The organism is Streptosporangium sandarakinum, from assembly GCF_050942225.1.
GTDB classification, from domain to species: Bacteria; Actinomycetota; Actinomycetes; order Streptosporangiales; family Streptosporangiaceae; genus Streptosporangium; species Streptosporangium nondiastaticum.
Genome location: NZ_CP192034.1, coordinates 954,801 through 979,888, shown reverse-complemented (window position 1 = coordinate 979,888; position 25,088 = coordinate 954,801). Strand labels below are relative to the sequence as shown.

Below are 25,088 nucleotides of genomic sequence, written 5' to 3'. Positions count from 1 at the left end.
CACAGGCCCCTTGCCGGTGGGGGTTTCCTTCTCCTCCGGCGCATATCTCACCGCCGCGCCGAGGCCGAACTTCCCCCACGCGTAGGGAAATTACGGAAACATCCCTTTTGTCGGACCGGGGAGGGCGCGCCGGATCCGGCGGACCGGCGCGGGCCCCGGAAGGATCCGGCGCCGGTCCCGGAAGGGTCAGGTCCGGGAGGAGGCGCGTCCGGTGGGCGGATGGACGGCGTCACCGGCGTTCCGGATCAGCGCCACGGCGACCCCCGGTGCCGTGGCCAGCCCACGGGCGAACGCCCAATCGTGCGCGACGTCGCCCGCCAGCGCCCGGGCCCTCCGTTCCGTCCGCTCCCGCCCGACCGCGAAGCCGGGCGTGCCGTACACGGGCCCGCCGTACACCGGCGTGCCGTGACCGGACCCATCCCACCCCGGTGACCCGCCCACCGGCGCACCGGATCCGGACGGGCCGCCCGCGGCGTCCGGGAGCGTGGTGCCGTGCGCGGGTCCGCCGCCGGTGGCCGCGTCGCCGGTGAACACTCCGTTCACCGACGCGCCGGAGTCCTCCCGTGCCCGCCGGGACGCCCCCAGCAGCCAGGCGGCCCGCCGCCCGTCACCACGGCGCGCCGCCGCCGCGGCGAGCTGCTCCATCGCCAGGGCGGCGCCGGTCCCGTCGCCCAGACGCCACCTGGCGTCGAGCGCCGCCCGCGCGGAGGTCTCGGCCGCGCCCGCGTCCCCCGGCCCAGCTCGGCCAGCGAGCGCACCTGCTCGCCCTCCGCGCGCGTCCACAGCTCACCGCGTACGGCGCGGCGCGCCCGCCGGTCGAGTATCGCCACCGCCCGGTCGAACGCCCCCGCGCACACAGGGTCCGGGCGAGCGTCACCTCGGCGAGGGCGAGGCCGAGGTCGTCCCGGGCGGCCCGCCCGAGCAGTTCGAACGCCGCGACCACGAGGCGCCCGGCCTCCCCGGGTCACCGAGGGCGAGGGTGGCCGCCGCGGCGCACTGGAGCGCCCGCCCCGCGATGTCCGGGTCGTTCCCGGCCGTCGCGGCCTCGTATGCCTCCACGGCTCCGGCGCGGGCCGCCGCCGCGTCGCCGGCGGAGAGCGCGGCCTGCGCCCGCGCCCACAGGGCCAGGGTCCGCGCCGGGCCCGGCCGGGTGTGCCGGCGCAGCGAGCGGTCGAGGTAACGGCGGCCCGGATCGGCCAGGCCGAGGCAGCACCAGGCGAACCAGAGGGCGCCGGGCAGGTCGGGACCGTCGTCGCGGTCGAGGGCCGCCCGCAGGTTGGGCAGCTCCCGGCGGGTCCAGGCGGCCCACTCCCGCTGGCGCGGGCCGTACCACTCGGCCCCGGCGCGGCGCGCGGCGGCGAGGTAGTGGTCGCGGTGGCGGCGGCGTAGGGCGTCCTCCTCGCCCAGGCGGCGCAGCCACTCCCCGCCGTAGTCGCGGGTCATGCCGAGCATCCGGTAGCGGTCTCCGCGCCTCTCCAGCAGGGACGCCTCGGCCAGCCGGGCCAGCGGCGGGTCGGCGAGCGCCTCGTCGCCGCACACCGCGCGCGCGTCATCGGCGTCGAAGTCTCCGGGGAAGACCGACAGCCGGGCCCAGAGCAGGCGCTCGGCGGGGGAGCACAGCTCATGGCTCCAGCCGACCGCGGTGCGCAGCGTCCGGTGCCGCCCGAACGGCGCCGGACCGCCGCCGGTGAGCAGCCCGAGGCGGTCGCCCAGCCGGTCGGCGACCTGCCGGGCCGACAGGGCCCGCAGCCGCCGGGCGGCGAGTTCGATGGCGAGCGGGACGCCGTCCAGCAGCCGGCAGATCCGGGTCGCCTCCGCCTCGTCGAGGGTGAGGCCGGGTACCGCGGCGCGGGCCCGCTCGCCGAGCAGCCGCACCGCGTCGGAGCCGGGACCGCTCGCGTCCAGGGGCCCGACCCGCAGGACCCGCTCGCCGGGCGCGCCGAGCGGGCGGCGGCAGGTGGCGATCACCCGGACGTGCGGGGCCCGGGCCAGGATCGGGCGCAGCAGTTCCGCGCAGGCGCCGCGCAGGTGGTCGCAGGTGTCCAGGACCAGCAGCAGCCGCCGGTCGGCGAGGAATCCGGCCAGCACCTCGGCCTGAGGGTGGGCCGCCTGCTCGGGCAGGCCGAGGACCGCGGCGACCCGGTGGCCGACGAGGGCTCCGTTCTGCTCGGCCGACAGCTCGGCGAACCACGCTCCGTCGGGGAAGGAGCCGCCGAGCACGCCGGCCGCCCCGAGCGCGAGCCTGGTCTTGCCCACCCCGGCGACGCCGGTGAGGGTCACCAGCGGCGACCGGGCGACCAGCGCGGCGATCCCGCCGAGCTCCTCGCGCCGCCCGACGAGGCTGCTGATCTCCGCCGGGACGTTCCCCCGGCACGTGCGTGTCTCCCCCACCGCTCCGCACCCCCCGCGTGAGGTGGCAAGCCAACCACGGAAGCGGCGGCGAAGCCGACCCGAGCCGGCGGCGGCGGTTACGGATTCTTCTCCCCCAGCGCATAATCGACGGCGAAGGCCAGGTCAAAGGCCATTCCCTCGGTGAAGCGGGTGTCGAATCCTGCACCGCCGAGCACCCGGACGGCCTCCGCCGCGGCCCACCCGCGGATCATGGCGTCGACCGGCCAGCCGGCCGCCCGCGCCCCCCGGGAGTCCCGGGCGGCCTGGGCCGCTCCCAGCAGCCCGGCCGCCACGCGCCCGCCGGCGGCCTCCGCCTCCGCGTTCCCGGCCGCGCCCGGCGGGGTGGTGGCGGTCCAGGCGACCAGTTCGAGGCAGGCCGCCGTCAGGAGCGGGTCCCCCAGCCGCCACGCCCCCGCCAGCGCCGTCCGGGCGTGGCGCGCCGCCGTACGGCCGCGGTTCCCGATCCGCTCGATCCAGGCCAGGGCGTACTCCGTCTGGGCGTGGCTCCATTCCCCGCCGGGATCGTCGCGCGGACGCCGGTCGCGGGCCAGCGTCTCCGCGGCCTCCCCCGCCCGGCCCGCGGCCAGCAGACTCAGGGCGGCCAGCGCGTGGCAGGCGGGCGGCTCCGGGGACATGCCGCCCCCACGGCCGCCGGGACCGCCGGGGCCTTCCACACCGCCGGGGCCCTCCGCGCCGCCGGTCGCGCACCCGTCCGCGGCGCGGCCGAACAGCCGGGCGGCCCGGACGAACTCGCGGCGTACCAGGGCGATAAGGCCCTCGATCTGGAGCGCGTGGCCGGTGGCGTGGCCCTCGCGGTCCTCCGCGCGCAGCAGGTCGAGCAGCCGCCCGGCGGTCTGCGGATCCCCCTGGCGCAGGGCCACCCACGATCGGGCCCACAGGACGCGGAACCGCTCCGGGCCGGGTTCGGCGTGCATGCGCAGCGCCGCGTCCAGGCAGTGGCGGCCCTCGTCCGGCAGGCCGCAGCAGATCCACAGGAACCACAGCGAGCCGGCCAGTGTCGCGCCGGCCCGCGACCGCGCGGGATCGGCCAGGCACAGGTCGAGCGCCGCGCGGAGGTTGTGCCGCTCGGCGCGCATCCGCCCGGCCCACTCGACCTGCCGCTCGGGCCACTCGGCGGCGCAGCGCCCGGCCAGACGGAGGTAGTGGTCACGATGGCGGCCCCTGAGATCACCCGTCTCCCCCAGGCGGAGCAGCCATTCGGCGCCGAACTCCCGGACGGTGTCCAGCATGCGCAGCCGCGCCCCGGCCGGGTGCTCCTCCCTCCGCACGAGCGACTGGTCGGCCAGGCCGGTCAGCGCGTCGAGCACCGCCCCGGCCGGGAGCGGCCCGCCCGCGCAGACCCGCTCGGCCGCCTCCAGGTCGAACCCGGCGGGGAAGACGGACAGCCGTGCCCACAGCAGCCGCTCCGCCGGACCGCACAGCTCGTGGCTCCGGCCCATGGCCGCGCGCATCGACTGGTGCCGTACCGGGCCGCCGCCTCCGGTCAGTACGGCGTAGCGGTCGTCCAGGGACCGCGCGAGCAGCGCGGGCGAGAACGCGGGCGGCGCGGCGCGCAACCGTACGGCGGCCAGCTCGACGGCCAGCGGGATCCGGTCGAGCCGCTCGCAGAGCGCGGCCAGCCCGTCCGGGTCCGGGGTCGAACCGGTGCCTTGACTGGAGCCGGGGCCTTGGTCTTGGCCGGAGCCGGAGCCTTGGCCGGAGTCGGGGTTGAGACCGGGGGCGGGGAAGGAGGCCGGGGCGGGGCCGATGGCCGCGCGGTCGCGCAGCAGGGCCACCGCGTCCTCGGTCCGCATCGGCGGGACGGGGTAGACGTGCTCGCCCGGCGGGCCCAACGGCCGCCGGGAGGTGGCCAGCACGCGCAGGCGCGGTGCGGCGCCCAGCAGGGCGACCGTCAGGCGGGCCACCGGCTCGGCCAGGTGCTCGCAGGTGTCGAGCACGAGTAGCGACCCGCGGGGGTCCAGCCGCGCGGCGAGGGCCTCCGGCACCGGCGGGAGGGACTCGTCGCCCGGCGCGGGGCCCAGGACGGCGGCGACGGTGCGCGGCAGCTCGTGCGGGTCGGTCAGCGAGGACAGGTCGACGATCCGGAAACCGCCGGGGGTCTCCGCCCCGATCATCTCGGCCACCCGGTGTGCCAGCCGGGTCTTCCCCACGCCGCCCGGCCCGGTGAGCGTGACCAGGCGGGCCCGCCGTACCAGGCGGGTCACCTGTTCCGTCTCGGCGTGACGGCCGACGAAGGTGGTTTCCGTGACTCCTCCGCTCACCGGAGGGAACGGCCTCCCGCCTCCCTGGCCGAGGTGGACGGCGGGCAGAGCCCCTGCCCGCCCGGGACGCAGGGAACCGTACCAGGAGTGCGGTCCCCCCGCCGGGCGAACGGTGACCGGTCCGGGTGGCGGAAGGGCGGGTGGGGTGCCGGGCCGGTCAGAGGTGCGAGGCCGGCCAGGAGGATGTCGGGCCGGTCAGAGGTGCGAGGCCGATCAGGAGGGTGTCGGGCCGGTCAGAGGTGCGAGGCCGGTCAGGAGGGTGCGTCCGGTGGCGTGGAGGCCGGACGGAGGCGCGGAAACCGGCCGGAGGTGTGGAAGCCGAACGGAGGTGTGGAAGCCGAACGGAGGTGTGGAAGCCGAACGGAGGTGTGGAAGCCGGACGGGCGCGCGTCCCGGGGGGCGCGGCCCGTTCGCGAGGCCGTCCCGGGGTGACGGCCACTAGACTCTTGGGCTGTCCATGGCCGCGTGCGCCAGCCGGTGCCGCGGCTCCTGAGTGATCGAGCTGGACGGAACCTCATGTCTGGGTATGACCGCGTAGTGCAACCCGCGGCCGGCGACGAGGCCCTGGAGAACCACCTGGGTGGGGACGAGGCCAAGAACTACCGGCAGTACGAGTTCGACATGGTCGCCCCGCACGTGGGCCGGTCCATGCTGGAGATCGGCTCCGGCCTCGGGCACTTCGCCGAGCAGTTCCTGCCCCGGCTCGACCGGCTGGTGGTCAGCGACTTCGACCCCTACTGCGTGGAGCAGCTCAAGAAGCGCTTCGCCGGCCGCGACGACATCGACGTGCTGAAGTTCGGCCTGCCGACCGACATCCCGATCGGCGAGAAGGTCGACACCGTCGTGATGATGAACGTCCTGGAGCACATCGAGGAGGACGTCGAGGCGCTGCGCTCCCTGGCCAAGGTGACCGTTCCCGGTGGGCGGATCATCATCTGGGTCCCGGGCTACATGCAGCTCTACGGAGACTTCGACCGCAAGGTCGGCCACGTCACCCGCTACACCCCCGCCACGCTGCGCAGCACGGTCTCCCGGGCGGGCCTGGACATCGGCGTGCTCAAGCCGATCAACTTCCTCGGCGGCATCGCCTGGTGGGCCGCGGTCCGCCGCGGCGGCGTGGGCTACCCCGACCCCCGGCTGGTGAAGATCTACGACCGCACGGTGGTGCCCACCACCCGCTTCATCGAGCGCTTCATCCGCCCGCCCTTCGGGCAGACGGTCTTCTGCGTCGCCCGCGTGCCGCGGTAGGGACCGGCGGTCCGGCCGGACGGCGGTCCGCCGCGGGCGCCCGATCTCCCGGGCCTTCTTCCTGCTGTTCCCGGTGTTCCCGCCGGACCATCCTCCCGGCGTCCCCGGTGTTCCCGGGGTTTCCCTCGGCGACGGGAACCACCCGGGTTCCCGGGGGCCACCTGGCCTTTCTCCGGTCTGTTACCGGGGCGTAACCTCGAAGCATCCGCGTCCGAGGAGGTCAGCATGACCGATTACGCCAAGGCACGTGAGGTGGCCGAGCAGGCCCGGGAGAAGGAGTGGACCCGGCCCAGCTTCGGCAGGCAGCTCTTCCTGGGCGACTTCCGCCTCGATCTGGTCCATCCGGCACCGGTCCCGCCGGAGGCCGAGTCCGAGAAGGGCGAGCGGTTCCTGCACGCCCTGCGGCGTTTCCTGGAGACCCGGGTGGACCCGGCGCTGATCGAGCGGACCGCCCGGATACCCGACGAGGTGATCAAGGATCTCGCGCAGCTCGGCGCGTTCGGGATCACCATCGAGGAGCGGTACGGCGGGCTCGGGCTGAGCCACCTCGACTATGGCCGGGCGCTGATGCTCGCCGGGTCCTGCAACCCGGCCCTCGGGACGCTGCTGTCGGCGCACCAGTCGATCGGGGTGCCCAAGCCGCTCAAGCAGTTCGGCACCGAGGAGCAGAAGCGGGCCTTCCTGCCCCGCTGCGCGAAGGGCGAGGTGTCGGCGTTCCTGCTGACCGAACCCGACGTCGGTTCCGATCCGGCGCGGCTCGCCACCACGGCCGAACGGGACGGCGACGACTACGTGCTGGACGGCGTGAAGCTGTGGACGACCAACGGGGTCATCGCGAGCCTGCTGGTCGTGATGGCCCGCACCGACAGGGGGATCTCCGCGTTCGTCGTCGAGGCCGACACCCCCGGGATCACGGTCGAGCGGCGTAACGCCTTCATGGGCCTGCGCGGCATCGAGAACGGTGTGACCAGGTTCCACCGGGTGCGCGTCCCGGCGGCCAACCTGATCGGCAGGGAGGGCCAGGGCCTGAAGATCGCGCTGACCACGCTCAACACCGGGCGGCTCTCCCTTCCCGCCGTCTGCGCCGGGATCTCCAAGTGGGCGGTCAAGATCGCCAGGGAGTGGAGCGGCGCGCGGGAGCAGTGGGGCCGGCCGATCGGCGGCCACGAGGCGGTGGCCACCAAGATCGGCTTCATCGCGGCCACGGCCTACGGCCTGGAGGCGGTGACGAACCTGTCGTGCCGACTGGCCGACGACGCGCGCAACGACATCCGGATCGAGGCGGCGCTGGCCAAGCTGTACGCCTCGGAGATGGCGTGGCGGGTGGCCGACGAGCTGGTCCAGATCCGCGGCGGGCGCGGCTACGAGACGGCCGAGTCGCTGGCCGCGCGGGGTGAGCGCGGTGTTCCGGCCGAGCAGTTCCTCCGGGATCTGCGGATCAACCGGATCTTCGAGGGGTCCACCGAGATCATGCACCTGCTGATCGCCCGCGAGGCGGTGGACGCCCACCTGTCGGCCGCCGGCGGGGTGATCGACCCGTCCCTGGACACCGCGGCGCGGCTCCGCGCGGCGGCGAAGGCGGGCGGGTTCTACGCGCGGTGGCTGCCGACGCTGGTCACGGGCCCGGGCAGCGTCCCCGGCTCCTACGCGGAGTTCGGGCCGCTGGCCGCGCACCTGCGCTACGTGGAGCGGACGAGCCGCAGGCTGGCCCGGTCCACCTTCTACGGCATGTCCCGCTGGCAGGGAAGGCTGGAGCACCGGCAGGGCTTCCTCAGCCGGATCGTGGACATCGGCGCCGAGCTGTTCGCGATCACCGCGACGTGCGTCCGGGCCCGGGAGGACGCCACCGACCTGGGCATCAGGGCCGTCGAGCTGGCCGACGCCTTCTGCCACCAGGCGCGGCTCCGCGCCGACGCGCTGTTCGACCGGCTGTGGGACAACACCGACTCCCGCGACGCGCGACTGGCCGCGCGCGTGCTGGAGGACCGGTACGCGTTCCTGGAGGAGGGGATCATCGACCCCTCGATCGAGGGCCCGTGGATCGCGGCCGCCGAGCCCGGCCCGTCGGCCGCCGAGAACGTGCACCGGCCGATCCGCTGACGACCACCGGAGCCACCGATTCACCGGGACCGCCGAGGCCCCGATCCGCCGGGGACCACCGGGGCTCGGGGAGATCGGGGGAAACCAAGGGAGATCGGGGGAGATCCGCCGGGACCGGCTCGGGGACACGGCGCGCCACCGCGCCCCCGGCCCGGTCCCGGGCGGGATAAATGGATTGCACCGTACGGCGGGCCCGCCGTACGGTGGCCGCATGTGGATCAACTCCTAGAAGCCGGCGTCGACCAGCGATGACTGGTCCGCCCGCGCTCAGCTCTCTGGCCCGTTCGTTCGACGCGGCGGCTGAGTCTCCGGCACGGCCTTCGGCCGCGTCTTCATGATCTTCGAGGAGTGGCACATGCGAATCCGTTTCACCCATCAGTCCCAGGACCCCGACCGGCCTGGCGAGGACGGCACGCCCGGGGGCTCGCCCCGCGCCCTCCCGCCCGGCCGCGGGCTTCCGGCCGCGCCCCGGCGCGTGGCGATGCCCCGCACTCCGGCCAGGCCCACCCACCAGCCACGCCGGATCCCCGGCAAGGGCGGCCGCTGACGGCGGGCCCCCTCGGCGCGGCGCGTCTTCTTGAAGGCGTGCCTCTTTGGAAGCGCGTTCCCTTGAAGGCGCGTCTTCTCGAAAGCGCGTCCCTTTGAGGGCGGGCGGGTCCTCCTGGCGGCGGGCCCGCCCGGCCGGTGACGGGCGAAAGGCCGCCTCGGACCCGGAAGACCGGGCCGGGGCGGCCTTTCGCCTCGCGCGCTCCCCTCGGGAACTCCTCGGGAGCCCCGGCGGGTCAGACCCGCTCGATGATGGTGACGTTCGCCTGGCCGCCGCCCTCGCACATCGTCTGCAGGCCGTACCGGCCGCCGGTGCGCTCCAGTTCGTGGACCAGCTTGGTCATCAGGATCGCGCCGGTGCCGCCCAGCGGGTGGCCCAGGGCGATGGCGCCGCCGTTCGGGTTGACCTTGGCGGGGTCGGCGCCCAGCTCCTTGATCCACGCCAGCGGGACCGGGGCGAACGCCTCGTTGATCTCGGTGACGTCGATGTCGCCGATGGACAGCCCGGACCGCTGCAGGGCCTTGTGGGTCGCCGGGATCGGCGCGGTCAGCATGTAGACCGGGTCGTCGCCGGTGAGCGCCAGCGTGACGATCCGGGCCCTGGGGACCAGGCCGTGGTCGCGGATCGCCTTCTCGGAGGCGATCAGCAGCGCGCCGGAGCCGTCGGAGATCTGCGAGGAGGTCGCCGCGGTGATCCGCCCGCCCTCGCGGAGGGTCTTGAGCGACGCCATCTTCTCCAGTGTGGTGTCCGGCCGCGGCCCCTCGTCGTCCTCGACGCCGTTGATCGGGGCGATCTGGTCCCGGAAGTGGCCGTTGGCGATGGCCTTGGCCGCCCGCTGGTGGCTCTCGTAGGCGTACCGCTCCAGTTCCTCGCGCTCGAAGCCCCACTTCTCGCACATCAGCTCGGCGCCGCGGAACTGGGAGATCTCCTGCTTGCCGTACCGCTCGACCCAGCCCTCACCGAACGGGAAGGGCATTCCCTTCTCCAGCGCGGCGGTGATCGACGAGCCCATCGGCACGACGCTCATCGACTCCACGCCGGCGGCCACCACGAGGTCCTGGGTGCCGGAGAGCACTCCCTGGGCGGCGAAGTGGACCGCCTGCTGGGAGGAGCCGCACTGGCGGTCGATGGTGACGCCCGCGACGCTCGTAGGCAGGCCCGCCGACAGCCAGGCGTTGCGCGCGATGTCCATGCTCTGCGGGCCGAACTGCATGACGCAGCCCATGATGACGTCCTCCACCGCGGCCGGGTCGACGCCGGTGCGGTCGATGAGCGCCCTGAGCGTGTGCGCGGCCAGGTCGGTGGGGTGGACGGTGGACAGCCCGCCCTTCTTCTTGCCGACCGGGGTGCGGACGGCCCCGACGATGTACGCCTCTGCCACAGTGCCTCCTGCTCATGAAACCGAGCAATGTTCGGTTATTAGGAGATTACAGGAGAAGCCTTCCCACTGTCGTGTTCAGGAGGGGCGGTTCAGCACGATGTATCCGTCGCGGTCGTAGACCTTGCGGTAGCCGTTCACCAGGGCCTCGTCCACCCGGCGCCGCTGCGAGTCGAAGTCGCCGAACGGGTAGCTCCACCGCGCCACGTCGGCCACCACCCAGGGCGCGTTGTGGCTCTGCGGCCCCCACAGCAGTACGGTCGTCCGCGCGGTGAGCGCGGGACCGACGCTGTTGACCGCCTCGACGACCACTCCGTCCGGGACCGCGGCGACCGCCTCGCGGGCCGCGGCGACGTGCGGCTCGCCCTCGTAGAAGGACGATTCGACGAGGTTGCCCAGGGCGAATTTCGGGACGAGCGTGAGGCCGACCACGAGGATCGCGACCGCCCAGTGCGGCACCGGGTCCCACCGGACGCGCCGGTTCACCGGACCGTCCACGGACCGGTTCCCCGAGGACGTCCCTTCTTCGGGCGAACCGGCTTCGGACCGTCCGGCCTCCGGCCGCTCGGTGTCCGTCCGTCCGGCTTCGGGCCGCCCGGTCGCCTCCTCCCCGGCCAGCCTCCCCCGGCGGGCCGCGAGCCGGCCCCGCAGCCGGTGGACGCCGTCCGCCCCGGCGCAGAACAGGATCGCGACGACGAAGGCGTTGTACTGGAAGTCCGCCCCCCACCACTGCGGCCGGTCGGACAGGAACCGCTCCACCACGAGCGGGACCACCACCAGGGTCAGCGGCGAGGCCAGCGCGGTCAGCAGCACCGGCCACAGCAGGAACGCCAGGGTGTCGACCTTGACCTCGGGGCTGACCATCTGCCACAGCGCCCCCGCCGGGTCGCGGGCGACGCCCAGCACGACCTCCCCCAGGCTCGTGCCCCAGGCGCCGTAGGCCCAGTGGAACCCCGCCGGGGGCGACCCGGCCATCGGCATCAGCACGCCGCGGATCATCACCAGCGCGCCCAGTGAGAAGAAGACGAACGCGGCCCCTTCGAGCCGCCGCCGGGTGAGGAAGAGGTACACTCCGAACCCCGCGACGAGCAGCCCCATGTCCTCCTTGACCAGCAGCAGGCCGGCGGCGGCCACCACACCCCAGGCCGGACGGCCGGCGTCGAACCGCTCGATCATGATCGCGCTGAGCAGCGGGACGAAGGCCGCCTCGTGGAAGTCGAACCCGGCGGCCTGCGCGACCGGCCACGACACCAGGTAGGCGGCCGCCACCAGGTGGGCCGGGACCGCCCCCAGGCGGCGCTCGGCGTAACGCCGGATCGGGATCGCGGCCAGCGCGAGCAGCACCGCCTGGGCGACCAGGAGCGTCCGCGGGTCGTCGTACAGCCAGTACAGCGGCGCCAGGACCGCGAGGATCGGCGAGAAGTGGTCGCCGAGCTGGAGGAAGTCCATGCCCATGCCGTAGGACATGCCGACCGACGGCACGGCGGGCGGCCCGAAACGCGCGTAGCCGCGCACCGCCTGGTCGAAGATGACCAGGTCGAAGACGCTCGCCTTGAAGGTGGCGAACTTGACCAGGCTCAGCGTCGAGTAGGCCGTCGCCGCCAGGGCCATCAGGGCGCCCAGGATCAGGCCGTGCCGCCGCCGGCGCGCGAAGTCCGCGACGGACTCCACGGCGGTCTTCACGGCCGCGGTCTTCGCGGCGGGCTCCGCGGCGGTTTCCGTGTCCGCGGTCCTCGCGGCGGCACCGGGTCGCGGCGCCCCGGGGAACCGGGCGGCGGAGACGACCGGGCGCGGGGGCCGCCGGGCGGCCGGGAAGGCAGGGCTCATTCTCGCCGCGTTCCCGTCATCGTCGCGTAGACGATGACGTTGTCGGTGTAGTGGCCGGTGTTGCGGTCGTAGGTGCCACCGCAGGTGATCAGATGAAGCTGGGCGTCACGCGACCGGCCGTACACCCGCTGGGTCGGGAACACCGACTTCTCCGCCTGTTCGAGCCCGCCCACGGTGAACATCGCGATCACGCCGTCCTTGCGATGCACCTCGATGAGGTCGCCGTTGCGGATCTCGTCGAGGCGGCTGAAGACCGCGCTGCCGGACCAGGTGTCCTTGTGCCCCAGCATGATCGCCGGTCCGGCCTCCCCCGCGGTGGGCCCGGAGCGGTACCAGCCGACGAGGTTCGGCTTGCCGATCGGCGGCACCTCGATCGCGCCCTGCCGGTCCAGCCCGACGGACCTGATCGGCGCGTTGACGCCGAGCTTCGGGATGACCACGCGGACCGGCGTCGAGGGCTGCATCGGGGGCGCGGGCGGCAGGGCCGGCGTGGGCGGCGGCGCGGTCGGGGGCGCCTGAAAGTAGGGGCCGGCGCTCGCGTTCACCTGGCTGCGCGGCGGCAGCGCGGTGCGCCGGTCGGCCAGGCCGTACTCCTCGGGCTTAGCCAGCATGAGCAGCAGGCCCACCAGCACGGTGACCACCCCGGCGATGCCCGCCAGGATGAGCACCGACCGGAGCATCCTCCCGCCGTCGTCGGTCCGGCCGCCGGGCCACCGCCCGTCGTACGGCGGGCCGTACCCCTCGTGCGGCGGGTACGGCGGGCCGGCCGGTCGCCCCGGGTACGGCGGCACCGGTCCGCGGGGGCGCATCGGCGGGCGGCCTGGCGGCGTCGGGAGCGTCACCGGGTCACCCCGGTCAGCCCCTGGTCGCCGTGCGGCGGCGCAGCATCAGGCCGCCCGCGGCGGCGCCCGCCACCATCAGCGCACCGCCGAGCATGATCACACGGGCGTCCGGCCCGGCCTCGCCGCCGCCGCCGGTGGAGGCGCCTCCGCCGGGGGTCTTCTCGATCTGCTCGTCCTCGTCGTCCCCGGCGGTGCGGGTCGTGGTGATGGTGACCACCGGGTCCGGGGTCTCGGTGGCCGTGTCGGTCGGGGTGGGGGTGGGGGTGGGGGTGGACGTGCCGGTGGACGTCGAGGTGGGCGTGCCGGTGCCGGTGCTCGTGGCCTGGACGGTCACCAGGACCGCGGCGCCGGTGGCCGAGGTCTGGTCGACGACGCAGTCGTACAGTTCGTTCTCCGTGCCCGTGCCGGTGGCCGGGACGTGGAGGAGGGTGAAGGAGTCGGGGCGGACCGCGAAGACGCCGGTCGCGGTCGGCATCACCGTGACCAGCATGGTCGGGAACGACGTGATCGACCCGCCGGAGGCCACCGCTCCGGAGGTGGTCGTGGCCTGAACCGACGGCGTCGCCACGGGGGACGGCAGCGGCGAGCCGGTGACGACCACGTCGGCGTCGACGGCGATCCGGTCGCCCGCGCCGAACGCGGTGGGGGCGGCCAGGGCCGGTGCCGGCGAGCCGATCTTCAAGGTGACCACGGCGGTGGAGCTGGGCGTGGGCGCGGTGGCCGGACCGGCCAGCTCCACCTGGAAGGTGTGGGTGGCCGAGGCGCCGCCGCCCGTGAGCGCGGTGCAGGTGTAGGTGACCGGTTTCGGCGTGGCGACCAGGGAGGCGATGGCGGGGACGGCACCGAAGAGGACGCCCGCGCCCGCCACCGCGATCGCGGTCATCTTGGCCGCGACGCGGCGCCGCGTCCTGGACTCCAGCACGGTGCTCTCCGTTCTCTCCACGTGGCCGGTCGGCCACCCGGGGCGGTCGTCCACGATTCCAAACCATGGTCACGGTTCGGCATAGATCCTATGAACGGTGGCCTAGAGATGCACGCAACTCCACAAAACGGGCACAAATTCCTTCCAGCCCCGTCGCGGCCACCTTCCCCTTGGCCGCGGGGAGGGCCGGGTCCCACCGCGGCACCGGGAGGAGAGCGCACCCTCCCGGTGCCACGATGGACCGCTCCCACGGCTCCGCCGGGCCGCCGTTCACCCGGCCGGCGACCCGCCGAACCACAGGTCACCCGGCCGGCGGCCCGCCGAACCGCAGGTCAATCGGCCGGCGGCCCGTCGAACCGGCGGCCGCCTGGCCGCCCGGCCGACGGCCGCCGCGTCAGCCGCTCCCGGCGCCGCGGGAGGTCACCCGGGGTCCCGCCGGCTCCGTCCGGAGTTCCACCGACTCCGTCCGGGGTCCCGCCGACTCCGTCCGGAGTCACGTCGGCTCGCGAGGAACAGGGCGATCAGGAGGTACGGCACGGCGGAGAGAGTGAAGATCATGCCGTGCCCGGCCACCGCCGAGGCGGCGGCGTAACCCCCGTACACCCCGAGGCTGGCCACGTCCGTGGCCAGGCCGGCGACCGACGTCACGGTGGCCCGTGCCGGGCCCGCGATGGTGTTCTGCAGCCGTACGTCGGCCAGTACGGTCGCCGTCTGGAAGACGCAGAAGGCCGCCGCTATGGCGAAGAACCCGAGCGCGTTCCCGGCGGCCGCCCCCGCGCCGAGCGCCACCGCCCCCACGGCGAGGAGCACGGCGAGCCCCCGGCCGGTCAGGCGGCTCCCGGCCGCCGCGAGGAAGCCGCTGGCCGCGACCCCCGCGGAGACGAGGAGCACCAGGAGCGGCACGGTCTCCGTGGCCACCCCGGTGCCGGCCGCGAGGAGGGGGACGTACTCCTCCAGCGCTCCCCACAGGGCCGCCACCGCGGGCACCAGGAGCAGGGCGCGCCGTACGGCCCGGTCACCGCGCGCCTCCCGCAGGCCCGCGCGCAGCATGCCGAGGTAGGCGCGCGGCGACGACGGCTCCGTGTCCTCCCCGGTGCCGTCGTCCCGGTCCTCCGCGTCCCCTCCGGGACCGCCGTCACGGTCCCGCGCGTCCGACCCGGGCGCACGGTCCCGGTCCGGCACGTCCGGCGCGTCCGGCGCGTCCGGCCCGGAGGCGCGGTCGCGCGCGTCCGGTGCGGGGTCGCCGTCCCGGCCGCCCGTCCCCCGGTGGGAACGGTGCGTACGGTGCTCGGGGAAGGCGGCCGCGACGGCCGCGCAGACGAGGCAGACCAGGACGCTGGCCACGCCGACCAGCGAATAGCCGCCCGCGGCGAACAGCGGGACGGCCAGGGCGGTGGCCGCCATCACGGCGCCGGTGCCGAGCGCGCGGGCCCGGCCCATGATCCCGGCGTAGCGGCCGACGGCGTCCTCGCGCTCCAGCTCGGTGTAGACCAGCGCCTCCAGCGCTCCCGACTGCAACGCCCCCGCGGTGCCCCAGAGCACGAAGCCCGCGGCGAAGGCGCCGTAGGAGGGGAACAGGAACCACAGGGCGTAGCCGGCCCCGGCGAGCAGCGGCGCCAGGACGAGGAGCAGCCGGCGGGAGACCGTGTCGGCCCACGCCCCGGATGGGATCTCCATCACCAGGGAGGTGAGCGACCAGATGGCCAGCAGCGAGGAGATCTCGGCGGTCGACAGACCGGTGTCGGCGAACAGCAGGGCGTAGAGCGGGTAGAGCAGGGTGAAGTCGTCCAGGAACGTGTACGCGTAAAGTGTGGCGGCCAGCCGCCGCACGCGTGCGTCCGAGGCACGCGGCAAAGTGGTGATCATGAGGTCCTTCTCACGGGGATGCTTCGCGGACGGGATGCTCGGCATCCCCGGCGGTCCGCGGCAGCGTGCCCCGCTCAGGCCTCAGGTCGTGAATCATTGTCGCCAGGTCATGCCGTGATGGTATCCACCCGTCTTCGGAGTGATCCACCACTTTTCAGCGGATCCTCGTCGGCCCGCGTCCCGGAGGCCCCCGTCCCGGTGACCCGGACCCCCACGTCGCTTGTCACGGCGGCCCCGGCGGCCCGTGTCGCGCCACCACCGGCGCCGGTCGGCCGGACCGCCGCCGGGTGCGTCGCCCGCACCAGGTCCAGCCCGGCACGGGCGACGCCCGGATCGTCGGCGAAGATCCCGTCCACCCCGAGCCCGCACAACCGGCCCAGCCAGCCGGCCGCGTCACCCGGAAGGCTCCGGTAGCGCGGGTCCCGGCGGTCGCCCCGGCGGTACTCGGCCGGGAGCCGGCCGTTCTGCGCGCGGACCGTCGACACGTGCACCAGCAGCCCCGCGGCGTGGGCGTCCGTGACGAGCGAGGTGGACGGCAGCGACCTGCCGTGCGGCCCGCGGGGGACGATCCGCCGGGTGACCACCCCGACGCCGTCGGCGTACCGGGCGATCTCCCGCAGGCCCGCCGGGGTGACCATGTCGTCGTAGGTGCGCGGGTCCCCGGCGGCCACCAGGTCGTACGGCGCGCCGGCGTCGGCGACGAACTGGATCAGCCGCAGCCGGGTCATGGCGTGGAGCTTCTTCAGGTTGCCGGTCTCGAAGGACTGGATGAACACCGGGTCGGTCGCGTCGTCCCAGCCGTACCGGGCGAGAGTGGCCAGCAGCGGCTCCTCCAGCGGCAGCCCGATCGAGGCGAAGTAGGAGGGGATCTTGGTCTCGATGTGCAGCCCGGCGCCGCGCCGCTGCGCGAGCCGGACGATCTCGTCCAGGGTCGGGATCCGGTCCAGGCCGTCGTAGGCGGCGCTGCCGGGCCGCTGGCCGGGGCAGCGTTCCCGGGCGCGCAGGGTGCGCAGCTCGGCGAGGGTGAAGTCCTCGGTGAACCAGCCGGTCCTCGGGCGGCCGTTGACCACCTTGGTGGTCCGCCGGGCGGCGAACTCCGGGTGGAGGGCCACGTCCGTGGTCTGCGACAGCTCGTTCTCGTGCCGGGCCACCAGCACGTGGTCCCTGGTCGAGACCAGGTCGCACTCGATGTAGTCGGCGCCCGTCCCGATGGCGAGGTCGTAGGCGAGGAGGGTGTGCTCGGGCCGCAGCGCGCTGGCACCGCGGTGCGCGATGACGATCGGCTTCCTGTCCGCGCACGCGCTCCGCCCCGGTCCGGGCACCAGTGCCGGGGCCGGGGCGGTGACGGGTGGCCGGTCGGACGCCGGGTGCGCGCCGTACAGGGCGGCGAACGCGGTTCCGCCCGCGAGCACGGCCAGCAGACCGCCGCGCGTCCTGCTCGGCATCCGGCACCCCCACTCAACGGCGGGGGACAGATCGATATATCCCTATATACCCGGACCGGTTCGGCGAATAACGAGCAATCCGGTCACCGGCCCCCCGCCGGTCACACGCGTGGGAACAGGCGGTCCCGCGCGGCGCGGGCGACGCCCGGATCGTCGGCGAAGACCCCGTCCACCTTGAGGCCGTACAGCCGGTCCAGCCAGCCGGCCACGTCACCCGCGGCGCCCCGGTACCCCCTGACGGCGGGGTCGCCCAGGCGGTAGTCGGCCGGGAGCCGGCCGTTCTGCGCGCGGACCGTCGACACGTGCACCAGCAGCCCGGCGGCATGGGCGTCGTCGACGAGCGAGGTCGGCGGCCCCAGCCTCCCGTCGGGGGCGCGCGGCACGATCCGCCGGGTGTTCACGCCGATGCCGTCGGCGTAACCGGCGATCTCCCGCAGCCCCTCCGGGGTGACCATGTCGTCGTAGGTCCGCGTGTCACCGGCCGCCACCAGGTCGAACGGCGCCCTCCTGCCGCCGATGAACTGGATCAGCCGCAGATGCGTCATGGCGCCGAGCTTCCTCAGGTTGCCGGTCTCGAAGGACTCGATGAACACCGGGTCCGCCGCGTCGTCCCAGCCGTACCGGCTGAAGGTGGCCAGCAGCGGCTCCTCCAGCGGCAGCCCGATCGAGGCGAAGTAACTCGGGAACTTGGTCTCGGCGTAGACGCCGACGCCGCGCCGCTGCGCGAGCCGGACGATCTCGTCCAGGGTCGGGATCGCCGCCCTGCCGTCGTAGACGGAACCACCCCGCCGACCCGGGTGCCGCTCCCTGGCGCGCAGGGTGCGCAGCTCGGCGAGGGTGAAGTCCTCGGTGAACCAGCCGGTACGGCGGACACCGTTGATCACCTTGGTGGTCCGCCGGGCGGCGAACTCCGGGTGGAGGGCCACGTCCGTGGTCTGCGACAGCTCGTTCTCGTGCCGGGCCACCAGCACGTGGTCCTTGGTCGAGACCAGGTCCGGCTCTATGTAGTCGGCCCCCGAGCGGACGGCGAGGTTGTAGGCGAGGAGGGTGTGCTCGGGCCGCAGCGCGCTGGCTCCGCGGTGCGCGATGACGATCGGCGCCCTGCCGTGGCGCTCGGCCCCGCCGGCCACGCCGCCGGGGTACTCGGCCCGGTACGCCACCGGACGCATGGTCCGGCCGTCCAGCGGGCCCAGACGCCAGTCGGCGGCGGAGCTCACCCGGTGCTCGCTCCTTGATCTCGTGCTGCTCTCGCCGCCCGAGTCGCGGTACTCGTCGGCGTCGGAGTCCCGGTGCGTCGCGGGACGCCCGCCGCCCGGCCGGGCGTGGCGGCCGGACTCCGTCTGTGCCCGCCGTACGGCCCCCTGCCGCGGGTGCCAGCCCGTCCTCGACTTCGTGCGCCAGCCGCCCGGTGACTTGCCGTGCCGGTCGAACAGCGACTTGCCGTGCCGGTCGAACAGCGACTTCACGTGGTGCCGGTCGCCACCCGGCCTGCCGTGCCGTCCGCCCGCGTTCTGGTGGTTCAGCGCTCCGACCGCCGCCACTGCGATGAGAAGGGCCGCCGCTCCGGCCCGGACAGTGCTCACCAGTGTCACTCCCGCCACTCGTTCTCACGGGGGGAGACTGGTGTGGATCTACCCGTTCCGGCCGAACGGCTAACGGCCGGACATCGGCGTCACGCGCGCCGCACGCCGGAATCGGTGCCGGCCGCCGTGCAACGCATCCACCCCGAAGGTCGTCCGGGTCATGACGAATGAGAAAGGGACGACCATTGGATGACGCATCCGGGTTCGAGGGCTTCGTGGCGGAACACGGGGACGCGTTACTCCGGTACGGCCACGTCCTCACCGGAAACCCCCACGACGCCGCCGACCTGGTCCAGGAGGCGCTGGTACGGCTGCGCGGCGCCTGGCCGAGGGTCCGGCGCAAGGACGAACCGCAGGGGTACGTCCGTACCACGATGGCGCGGCTGCACATCAGCCTGTGGCGGCGCCGCAGGCGCGAGCGTCTCACCTGGACGCCGCCGGAACGGGCCGGGCACACGTTCTTCCCCTCCGACGAGGAGCAGGGCCTCTGGCTGCGGCTCGCCGAGCTGCCGCGCAGGCAGCGCGCCGTCCTGGTGCTGCGGTACTACGAGCAGCTCTCCGACTCCGAGATCGCCGAGGTGCTCGGCATCTCCACGGGAACCGTGCGCAGCCAGGCGTTCCGTGGCCTGGACAAACTGCGCGCCGCCCTCTCCTCCGCACCGGTGACCGACGGGAGCACACGATGACCCACCTCGAAGACACGCTGAGCCGCGTCCTGTCCGGGGCGGCGGACCAGGCGCCGCGGGCGTCGGCCGGGCTGGCCGCGGCCGTCGAGGCGCGCCACCGCCGCCGTCGGACCCGGACGGCGGCTCTGCTCTCGGCCGCCGCGGTGGCGGCCGTGGTGATCGGCGCGGGCGCCGCGGTGAACACCCTCCGCGGACCGGCCGCGCCACCGCCCGTGACGGGCGAGAGCGGGCCGTCCGCCTCTCCCGGCGCGACGAAGCACGCCGAGCCTCCGGCGGACGAGATGCCGCCGTCCGTCACGAAGGTGTGGCCGAAGGCCGTGCACGACCTCCCGGCCAAGCTGCCGGACGGCCGCGAGTACGAGCCGCAACTGCTCCTCGACGACCGCACGCTGCTGGTCATGACGACGGCGCTGGACGGGAAACGCCAGTTCCTGTGGCGCTACGACCTGGACAGCGGCCGGCCCACCCGGATCACCGAGATCCCACCGACGAAGGGCTCGGCCATCTACGCCGACGACGTCGCCGCCGGGGGCGGGAACATCGTGTGGTGGTCGTCGTACAAGGAGCCGGGCCGGCGGCGGGTCGCCCGGATCTGGACGGTCCCGGTCACCGGCGGCCGGCCCCGGCCGGTGACCGACGTCCCCCTGGGGGACGTCATGAAGGAGGGCCACATCAACGGGCTGACCGTCGCCGGCTCGGACGTGGTCTTCGCCTACGAGAAGGGCGGCGTCCACCGGGTGCCGCTGAGCGGCGGTCGGCCGCGGCCGGTGAAGGGCGCCGAACGGCACCGCATCCTGCGGTGGCCCTGGGTGGGCGTCCACCGCGGGAAGGTGGTCTTCCGGGAGCTGCTCGACGCCGAGACCGGCGAGCGGCGCGACGCCGTGGTCAACCCCGGGGAGGAGCAGGTCCGGTGCGGGGTCGAGCGGTGCGTGGGCGTCAAGACGAGGAACGGCGTCTCCGCGACGTGGTTCGTCCGCGACCGCGACGGCTCCGGGGAGCGCGAGCTGCCGACGCGGTCCGCGCCGGGCGCCGAGGCGGGCCTCGGACGGTTCTTCATGTTCCAGCTCAACGGCAGGGAGGCCGCTCCGGCGGGGGTGGCGCTGTACGACGCGGACACCGGAAGGTCCGCCGACCTCGGCGTGCGGCCGGAGAAGCGCACGATCCCCGCGAGAGTGATCCGGGGGCGGCACATCAAGAAGCAGACCTATGTGAGCCTGACGATTCCCAACGGCGGCGACGACCGGTTGCTGGCCGTCCGCCTCGCGGACAGGATGCGCATCGTGGACCTGGCCGCGATCGAGTGATCCGGATCCGGCCGGTGGGAGGCGCGGGGCCCGTTCCTCCCACCGGGTACGGCGTGGGCGGACGTGCGGCCCGGGTGGCCCGCGTCCTCCGCGGGCCGGGCCGCCTAGGGTCTGAGTTCCAGCACCAGGTTGATCGGGGTGGCCGCGGCCTCGCGCGCCCGGGTGAAGCCGGCCCGGCGCGCGACGGAGAGGAGCCGCTCCGGTCCGGCCTGCGCGCCCAGCACCTCCGTGCCGCCCTGCGATATCGCGCTGGGCACGCAGACCGTGGCGGAGGCGTTGCGGAAGACCCGCCCGACCGGGGTGAAGTCGTCGGGCAGCCTGCCGGTGGCGAACGGCTCGACCAGCAGCACGGTGCCGTCACCGGCCAGCGTGGCGCGGACGTGCCGCAGCGCCCCCACCGGATCCCCCATGTCGTGCAGGCAGTCGAACAGGCACACCAGGTCGTAACCGTTGCCGGGGTAGGCCGACGCATCGGCCCGCTCGAACCTCACCCGGCCGGCGAGCCCCTCCCGCTCCGCCAGCCCGCGCGCCCGCGCGATCGACTCCCCGTGCTGGTCGAACCCGGTGAAGCGGGACTCCGGGTAGGCCGCCGCCATCACCAGCGTCGAGGTGCCGTGCCCGCAGCCGACGTCGGCGACCCGGGCGCCGGCCAGCAACCGAGCCTCCACGCCGTCGAGCGCCGGGATCCATCTCACGGTGAGGTTGGCGGCGTAGCCGGACCGGAAGGACCGTTCGGCCCCGCGGAACAGCGCCGGGTCGTGGTCGCCCCAGCCGAGCGGTTCCTCGCCGCGGTAGGCCCGCGCCACCTTGGCCTCGTCGCGGTGGACGGATCCGATGACCTCGGCGAACCCGACCATGAACGCCGGGCTGGAGTCGTCGGCGAACACGGCGGCCTGCTCGTCGGTCAACGTGTACACGCCGTCGGCGTAGTCGACGTACCCGGCGGCGGCCTGGGCGGCGAGCCACTCGGCGATGAGCCGGGGGTCCGTGCCGGTGCGCCCGGCCAGTTCCTCCGGGGTGAGGGGCCCGGCCCCGGCGAGGGCCTTCCACAGGCCCAGCCGGTCTCCCAGCATGACGGTCGCCGCCCCGAAGGCCGCCCCCATGTCACCGGTGACCCGCTCCACCAGCCTCCGCAGCTTCGACTCGTCCATCGGTCCTCCCGGATCTCCGGCGCCGCGCCGCTACGACAGGGGGCCGCGGCCGGGACGGAGGCGGTCGACCAGGCCCCGCGCGTAGAAGACCTCCCAGGGCTCCGACCGGTCGGCCGTCGCGTACTCCGCGTCCAGCCTGACCAGCTCGTAGACGAGCCGGCTGCGGAGCGGTTCGGTGCCCAGCGCCTCCGGCAGCTCCGAGAGGTTGACCAGCCAGTCGGCGTACCAGTACGGCCAGTCGTCGTCGACGCCGTCGGTGATCCGATAGACCCGGTCATGCGTCTCGGCCGCCTCGTGCAGGATCTCGCGGACCTGCTCCACCCGCCCGTCCATGCGCGACACCCCCTCCGGCCCCGCCGCGACCCTCGGTCCCCGGCTCCCCGCCCGCGGCACGGCACGCGTCGCGGGCGGATACGGCCCCGTTCCCTCCAGGGTAACGATCGGCCTTCCGACCAGCGGCGACGCCGTACGGCAGGCCCGGCGTGCCGGTGCCGATCCGGCTCCGCCCGCCCCGGTACGGCCGCGCGTACGCCGCCTCGGTCCGGCGGTCAGCGGCGGACGACCTTGGAGAGGGTGGCGTAGACGATGATGTTGTCGGTGTAGTGGCCGATCCTCGGGTTGTAGACGCCGCCGCAGGTGATCAGGCGCAGGGTGGCCTCACCCGTGTTGCCGTAGACCCGCTTGGACGGGAACGCCTTCTTGCTGACCTGCTCCACGCCGTCCACGGTGAACTCCACCACGGCCTTGTCCGACCGCGACACCTTGATCTTGTCGCCGCGCTTGATCTCCTTCAGGCGGCTGAACACGGCGGGACCGCTCTTGGTGTTCACGTGGCCGAGGATCACCGAGGGGCCCTGCTGGCCGGGGACGGGTCCGTGCCTGTACCAGCCCGCCAGCTTCGGCTTGCTCAGCGGAGGGGTCTGGACCTCCTTCTTGGCGTCCACCCCGAGCTGCGTCAGGGGGGCCAGCAAGCCGATCTTCCCGATGGAGAGCTTGTTCGGCCGCACGCCCGCGGCGGTCCTGAGCGGCTCCGGCGGCTGGACCACGGGCAGCGGAGGCGGCGCCGTCGGGGCGGCGGCCGTCAGCGGCCCGTCCAGCCCGCCCGGCCCGACGGCCGCCGAGAGCGTCAGCGCGGGGTTCTCCTCCCCCGCCGCCACCGGCGGCGGGGGGTTCTGCGGCGCCGTGCCGGTCGCCGACTGCGACTCCGAGGCCCGGTAGTACTCCTCCTCGTCCGCCGGGGACAGGAAGGTGAGCAGCCCCGCCATGATCGCTCCGATCCCGCCGAGCGACCCGACCACGAGCAGCGCGGGCATCAGCAGCCTCCGTGCGCTCCTGGGCGGGCGGCCGGCGCCGTACGGATCGTGGGGGTCGTGCCCGTAGGGTCCGGGGCCGCCGTGCGAGGGCCCTGAGTACATCCGGCGCCTCCTTACCTAGCTCCGGCCGCGGGCGTGTGCCGCGCGCCGCCGTACGAGCACGACGCCGCCCATCCCGCTGCCCGCGAGCATGGCGCTTCCGGCGCCGACCAGCATGAGACCCGAGGGGCCGCCCTCCTCCTCGGGGGCCTCACCGGTCTGGGCGCCGCCCGAGGGGGTGATCGCCACCTGCGGGGTGGTGGGGGCGGTCCTGGTGGGGGTGACGGTCGCCGTCACGGTCAGCGTCGGCTTCGGGGTCGACGTGTTGCCGTTGGCGTTGTTGCTCTGGGTCGGCGTGGGCGTGGTCTGGGTGGGCGCGGGGGTCGGCGTGGTCCGCGTGGGGCTCGCCGTCGGCGAGCACGAGACGGTGGGCGTAGGGGTCGGCGTGACCGTCGAGGTGGGCGTCGGCGTGGGAGTGATGATGACGCATGTCGGGGTAGGCGTCGGGCTCCACGTACTCGTGTGCGTGTTCGTGGGGGTGGCCGGCGGGCACGTCGGCGTCTGCGTCGGGGCCGGGGTCAGCGTCGGGGCGATCGGCATCCGCTCCGTCGGCGGGTCGGTCGGCGCGGGCGTCTCCGGCGGGGTGGGGGTCCTCGCGGCCTTGTCGAAGCCCTCCGGAGCCACGTTCGGGTCATCCGCGACGGCGGGAGCGTCCTCCGTGGAGGTCGGTGTCGCGGTGGGATCCGGGGTCGCCGTCGGCGTGCTCGTCGGGGTGGGGGTGGGCGTCGGCGTGACCGTGGGGACGAGCGGCTGGTTCGTCGGGAGGCACGTCGGCGGGTTAGGGGTGGTCGGGCCGCCCGTCGGCGTGTTGGTCGGGTCTTCCGTCGGGCTCGGAGAGGTCGGCGGGGTGGTGTTCGGCGGCGGGGTCGTCGACGAGGGGTCCGAGATGACGACGTTCACCGACACCGGATTGCTGACGATCTTGCAGGTGACCCGGTGCGCCTTCGGCGGGGCGGCCAGCTCCTTGGTGATCACCCGGAACGCGTCGAGCTGCCCCCACTTGCCCTGCTCGTCGTTGACCACCTGGACGAGGTGCTTGCCGTAGCTGAGCCCGCGGAAGCGCCACAGGGTCAGCCCGCCCTTGCCGGCGTCGGTGGACGGGGAGCCGTCGGCCTTCTTGGAGGCGTCGACGTAGGCGGGGGTGGCGGCCTCACCGTCGATGTAGAAGCGGACCTTCCCGGCGCGGTAGTCACGCTGGGCGACGTACTCGATGCCGGTGCCGGTGAACGTGAAGGAGGCGGTGTCGCCCTTCTCCTCGGTGCGGTGCAGGTCGTAGTGGTAGTCGTTGTTCTGGATGGGCTGGTCGTTCAGGTCCTTCCAGCCGCCCCCGGAGTAGTCCACCCGGGGGTCGTCGTCGTTGACCATGACCTCGCCGGCCGGGGGCGTGAAGTCCAGCACGATGTTCCGCGGCGTGACCTTGAGGGTCCCGGCCTGGTCGGTGTGCGCGAAGTCGGAGATCGTCTCGGGGAGCTTCAGGATGGTGCCCGGCTGGAGCTGGCGGGGCTGCTCCACCGCGCCCACCGGCTTCAGGTCTCCGCTCCAGACGCCCGACAGCGCCACGGTGCCGGTGGCGGTGACCGCGGCGCCGGGCGCGAAGAAGCCGGGCGAGCCGAACCTGGCGTTGCCGAGGTAGCCCAGCTTCCAGCCGATGTTGAGCGGCTGGCCCACGGTCAGCGTCGTCGGGACCGACACCCGGGTCCGCAGACGCACCGGGCCGCTCTGCGCGATGCTGTCCGGACCGTTACCGGTGCACTGGTAGTCGACCACCAGCTCGGCGGCGTTGGCGCTCGCCTGTCCCGAGGGGAGCACGACCAGTGCCCCGCCCAGCAGCCCCAGCATCGAGACCGCGACGGGCTTGCTCAGCCTGGACCGCCACCGAACCACCACAACACTCCGATCGCCGGGGCCGCTGTTTGGGGCCACCCATAGCAAACCAAGGGTAGATCGTACGGTTTTCGACATCTTTGGCGCAGCGGGATCAGCGAATCCACAGGGGACCGTGGCGCAGTTGTGATGCGCCGTCCCCCGGGAGGACACCCTGCGGGAGCGACGCGTTCCGGCCGGTCGGGGCCCGGACGGGAGCCGCGCCGGCGTCATCGGCCGG

At 74.3% G+C, this 25,088-nt stretch carries 19 protein-coding genes; 5 read left to right on the top strand and 14 right to left on the bottom strand.

Annotated features, from left to right (window positions below):
- Positions 1–186 precede the first annotated feature (186 nt).
- From ACQP10_RS04760 to ACQP10_RS04750, 3 genes are all read right to left on the bottom strand, one after another.
- Positions 187–783: a hypothetical protein gene (locus ACQP10_RS04760; protein ID WP_433540957.1), complete on the bottom strand. Its 597-nt coding sequence runs from the start codon at positions 781–783 to the stop codon at positions 187–189.
- Between the two features lie 90 nt (positions 784–873).
- Entirely contained in the window at positions 874–2,391 is a 1,518-nt protein-coding gene (locus ACQP10_RS04755; protein WP_433540956.1) for an ATP-binding protein, read from the bottom strand.
- A gap of 77 nt (positions 2,392–2,468) precedes the next feature.
- Positions 2,469–4,673, bottom strand: a complete 2,205-nt coding sequence (locus tag ACQP10_RS04750) for an ATP-binding protein (protein ID WP_433540955.1) — start codon at positions 4,671–4,673, stop codon at positions 2,469–2,471.
- Positions 4,674–5,210: 537 nt separating this feature from the next.
- Between ACQP10_RS04750 and ACQP10_RS04745 the strand changes: the two genes are divergently transcribed.
- From ACQP10_RS04745 to ACQP10_RS04735, 3 genes are all read left to right on the top strand, one after another.
- Positions 5,211–5,921, top strand: a complete 711-nt coding sequence (locus ACQP10_RS04745; RefSeq protein WP_229811395.1) for a class I SAM-dependent methyltransferase — start codon at positions 5,211–5,213, stop codon at positions 5,919–5,921.
- A gap of 225 nt (positions 5,922–6,146) precedes the next feature.
- A complete protein-coding gene (locus ACQP10_RS04740) occupies positions 6,147–8,021 on the top strand; it encodes an acyl-CoA dehydrogenase family protein (protein WP_346017594.1) in 1,875 nt (624 codons plus the stop codon).
- A 355-nt stretch (positions 8,022–8,376) separates the two neighbouring features.
- On the top strand, positions 8,377–8,568 hold the full coding sequence (locus ACQP10_RS04735) for a hypothetical protein (protein ID WP_346017595.1): 192 nt from the start codon (positions 8,377–8,379) through the stop codon (positions 8,566–8,568).
- A 235-nt stretch (positions 8,569–8,803) separates the two neighbouring features.
- Here ACQP10_RS04735 and ACQP10_RS04730 read toward each other — a convergent pair whose 3' ends face one another.
- The 7 genes from ACQP10_RS04730 to ACQP10_RS04700 all read right to left on the bottom strand — a co-directional run bounded on the left by ACQP10_RS04730 (position 8,804) and on the right by ACQP10_RS04700 (position 18,431).
- Complete coding sequence (locus tag ACQP10_RS04730) at positions 8,804–9,949, bottom strand: acetyl-CoA C-acetyltransferase (protein WP_346017596.1); 1,146 nt, start codon at positions 9,947–9,949, stop codon at positions 8,804–8,806.
- Positions 9,950–10,024: 75 nt separating this feature from the next.
- Positions 10,025–11,629, bottom strand: a complete 1,605-nt coding sequence (locus tag ACQP10_RS04725) for a DUF2079 domain-containing protein (RefSeq protein WP_433540954.1) — start codon at positions 11,627–11,629, stop codon at positions 10,025–10,027.
- Positions 11,630–11,769: 140 nt separating this feature from the next.
- Entirely contained in the window at positions 11,770–12,615 is an 846-nt protein-coding gene (locus ACQP10_RS04720; RefSeq protein WP_399499111.1) for a class F sortase, read from the bottom strand.
- Positions 12,616–12,628: 13 nt separating this feature from the next.
- A complete protein-coding gene (locus ACQP10_RS04715) occupies positions 12,629–13,591 on the bottom strand; it encodes a hypothetical protein (RefSeq protein ID WP_433540953.1) in 963 nt (320 codons plus the stop codon).
- A 366-nt stretch (positions 13,592–13,957) separates the two neighbouring features.
- A complete protein-coding gene (locus ACQP10_RS04710; RefSeq protein WP_433540952.1) occupies positions 13,958–15,403 on the bottom strand; it encodes an MFS transporter in 1,446 nt (481 codons plus the stop codon).
- A 107-nt stretch (positions 15,404–15,510) separates the two neighbouring features.
- Complete coding sequence (locus ACQP10_RS04705; protein ID WP_433540951.1) at positions 15,511–16,848, bottom strand: glycerophosphodiester phosphodiesterase family protein; 1,338 nt, start codon at positions 16,846–16,848, stop codon at positions 15,511–15,513.
- 101 nt (positions 16,849–16,949) lie between these two features.
- Entirely contained in the window at positions 16,950–18,431 is a 1,482-nt protein-coding gene (locus tag ACQP10_RS04700; RefSeq protein WP_346017602.1) for a glycerophosphodiester phosphodiesterase, read from the bottom strand.
- Positions 18,432–18,616: 185 nt separating this feature from the next.
- Here ACQP10_RS04700 and ACQP10_RS04695 point away from each other — a divergent pair, with 185 nt between their 5' ends.
- Entirely contained in the window at positions 18,617–19,117 is a 501-nt protein-coding gene (locus ACQP10_RS04695; RefSeq protein ID WP_346017603.1) for a SigE family RNA polymerase sigma factor, read from the top strand.
- Positions 19,114–20,421 carry a TolB family protein gene (locus ACQP10_RS04690; protein ID WP_433540950.1) on the top strand — a complete coding sequence of 436 codons (1,308 nt, stop codon included), beginning with the start codon at positions 19,114–19,116 and terminating at the stop codon, positions 20,419–20,421. Before ACQP10_RS04695 ends, ACQP10_RS04690 begins: the two co-directional genes overlap by 4 nt.
- Before the next feature lie 104 nt (positions 20,422–20,525).
- Here ACQP10_RS04690 and ACQP10_RS04685 read toward each other — a convergent pair whose 3' ends face one another.
- The 4 genes from ACQP10_RS04685 to ACQP10_RS04670 form a co-directional block, all read right to left on the bottom strand.
- Positions 20,526–21,572: a class I SAM-dependent methyltransferase gene (locus ACQP10_RS04685; protein ID WP_389990982.1), complete on the bottom strand. Its 1,047-nt coding sequence runs from the start codon at positions 21,570–21,572 to the stop codon at positions 20,526–20,528.
- Between the two features lie 30 nt (positions 21,573–21,602).
- A complete protein-coding gene (locus ACQP10_RS04680) occupies positions 21,603–21,905 on the bottom strand; it encodes a hypothetical protein (RefSeq protein ID WP_346017606.1) in 303 nt (100 codons plus the stop codon).
- A 215-nt stretch (positions 21,906–22,120) separates the two neighbouring features.
- Positions 22,121–22,987 (bottom strand): class F sortase, encoded by an 867-nt coding sequence (locus tag ACQP10_RS04675; protein ID WP_346017607.1) that lies wholly within the window; start codon positions 22,985–22,987, stop codon positions 22,121–22,123.
- A gap of 15 nt (positions 22,988–23,002) precedes the next feature.
- A complete protein-coding gene (locus ACQP10_RS04670) occupies positions 23,003–24,868 on the bottom strand; it encodes a hypothetical protein (RefSeq protein WP_433540949.1) in 1,866 nt (621 codons plus the stop codon).
- Positions 24,869–25,088: the final 220 nt, after the last annotated feature.

Coding starts and splice junctions, on each gene's coding strand:
- ACQP10_RS04675 (WP_346017607.1), bottom strand. CDS start 22,987: ATGTACTCAGGGCCCTCGCACGGCGGCCCCGGACCCTACGGGCACGAC.
- ACQP10_RS04685 (WP_389990982.1), bottom strand. CDS start 21,572: ATGGACGAGTCGAAGCTGCGGAGGCTGGTGGAGCGGGTCACCGGTGAC.
- ACQP10_RS04690 (WP_433540950.1), top strand. CDS start 19,114: ATGACCCACCTCGAAGACACGCTGAGCCGCGTCCTGTCCGGGGCGGCG.
- ACQP10_RS04705 (WP_433540951.1), bottom strand. CDS start 16,848: ATGCCGAGCAGGACGCGCGGCGGTCTGCTGGCCGTGCTCGCGGGCGGA.
- ACQP10_RS04710 (WP_433540952.1), bottom strand. CDS start 15,403: ATGATCACCACTTTGCCGCGTGCCTCGGACGCACGCGTGCGGCGGCTG.
- ACQP10_RS04680 (WP_346017606.1), bottom strand. CDS start 21,905: ATGGACGGGCGGGTGGAGCAGGTCCGCGAGATCCTGCACGAGGCGGCC.
- ACQP10_RS04735 (WP_346017595.1), top strand. CDS start 8,377: ATGCGAATCCGTTTCACCCATCAGTCCCAGGACCCCGACCGGCCTGGC.
- ACQP10_RS04740 (WP_346017594.1), top strand. CDS start 6,147: ATGACCGATTACGCCAAGGCACGTGAGGTGGCCGAGCAGGCCCGGGAG.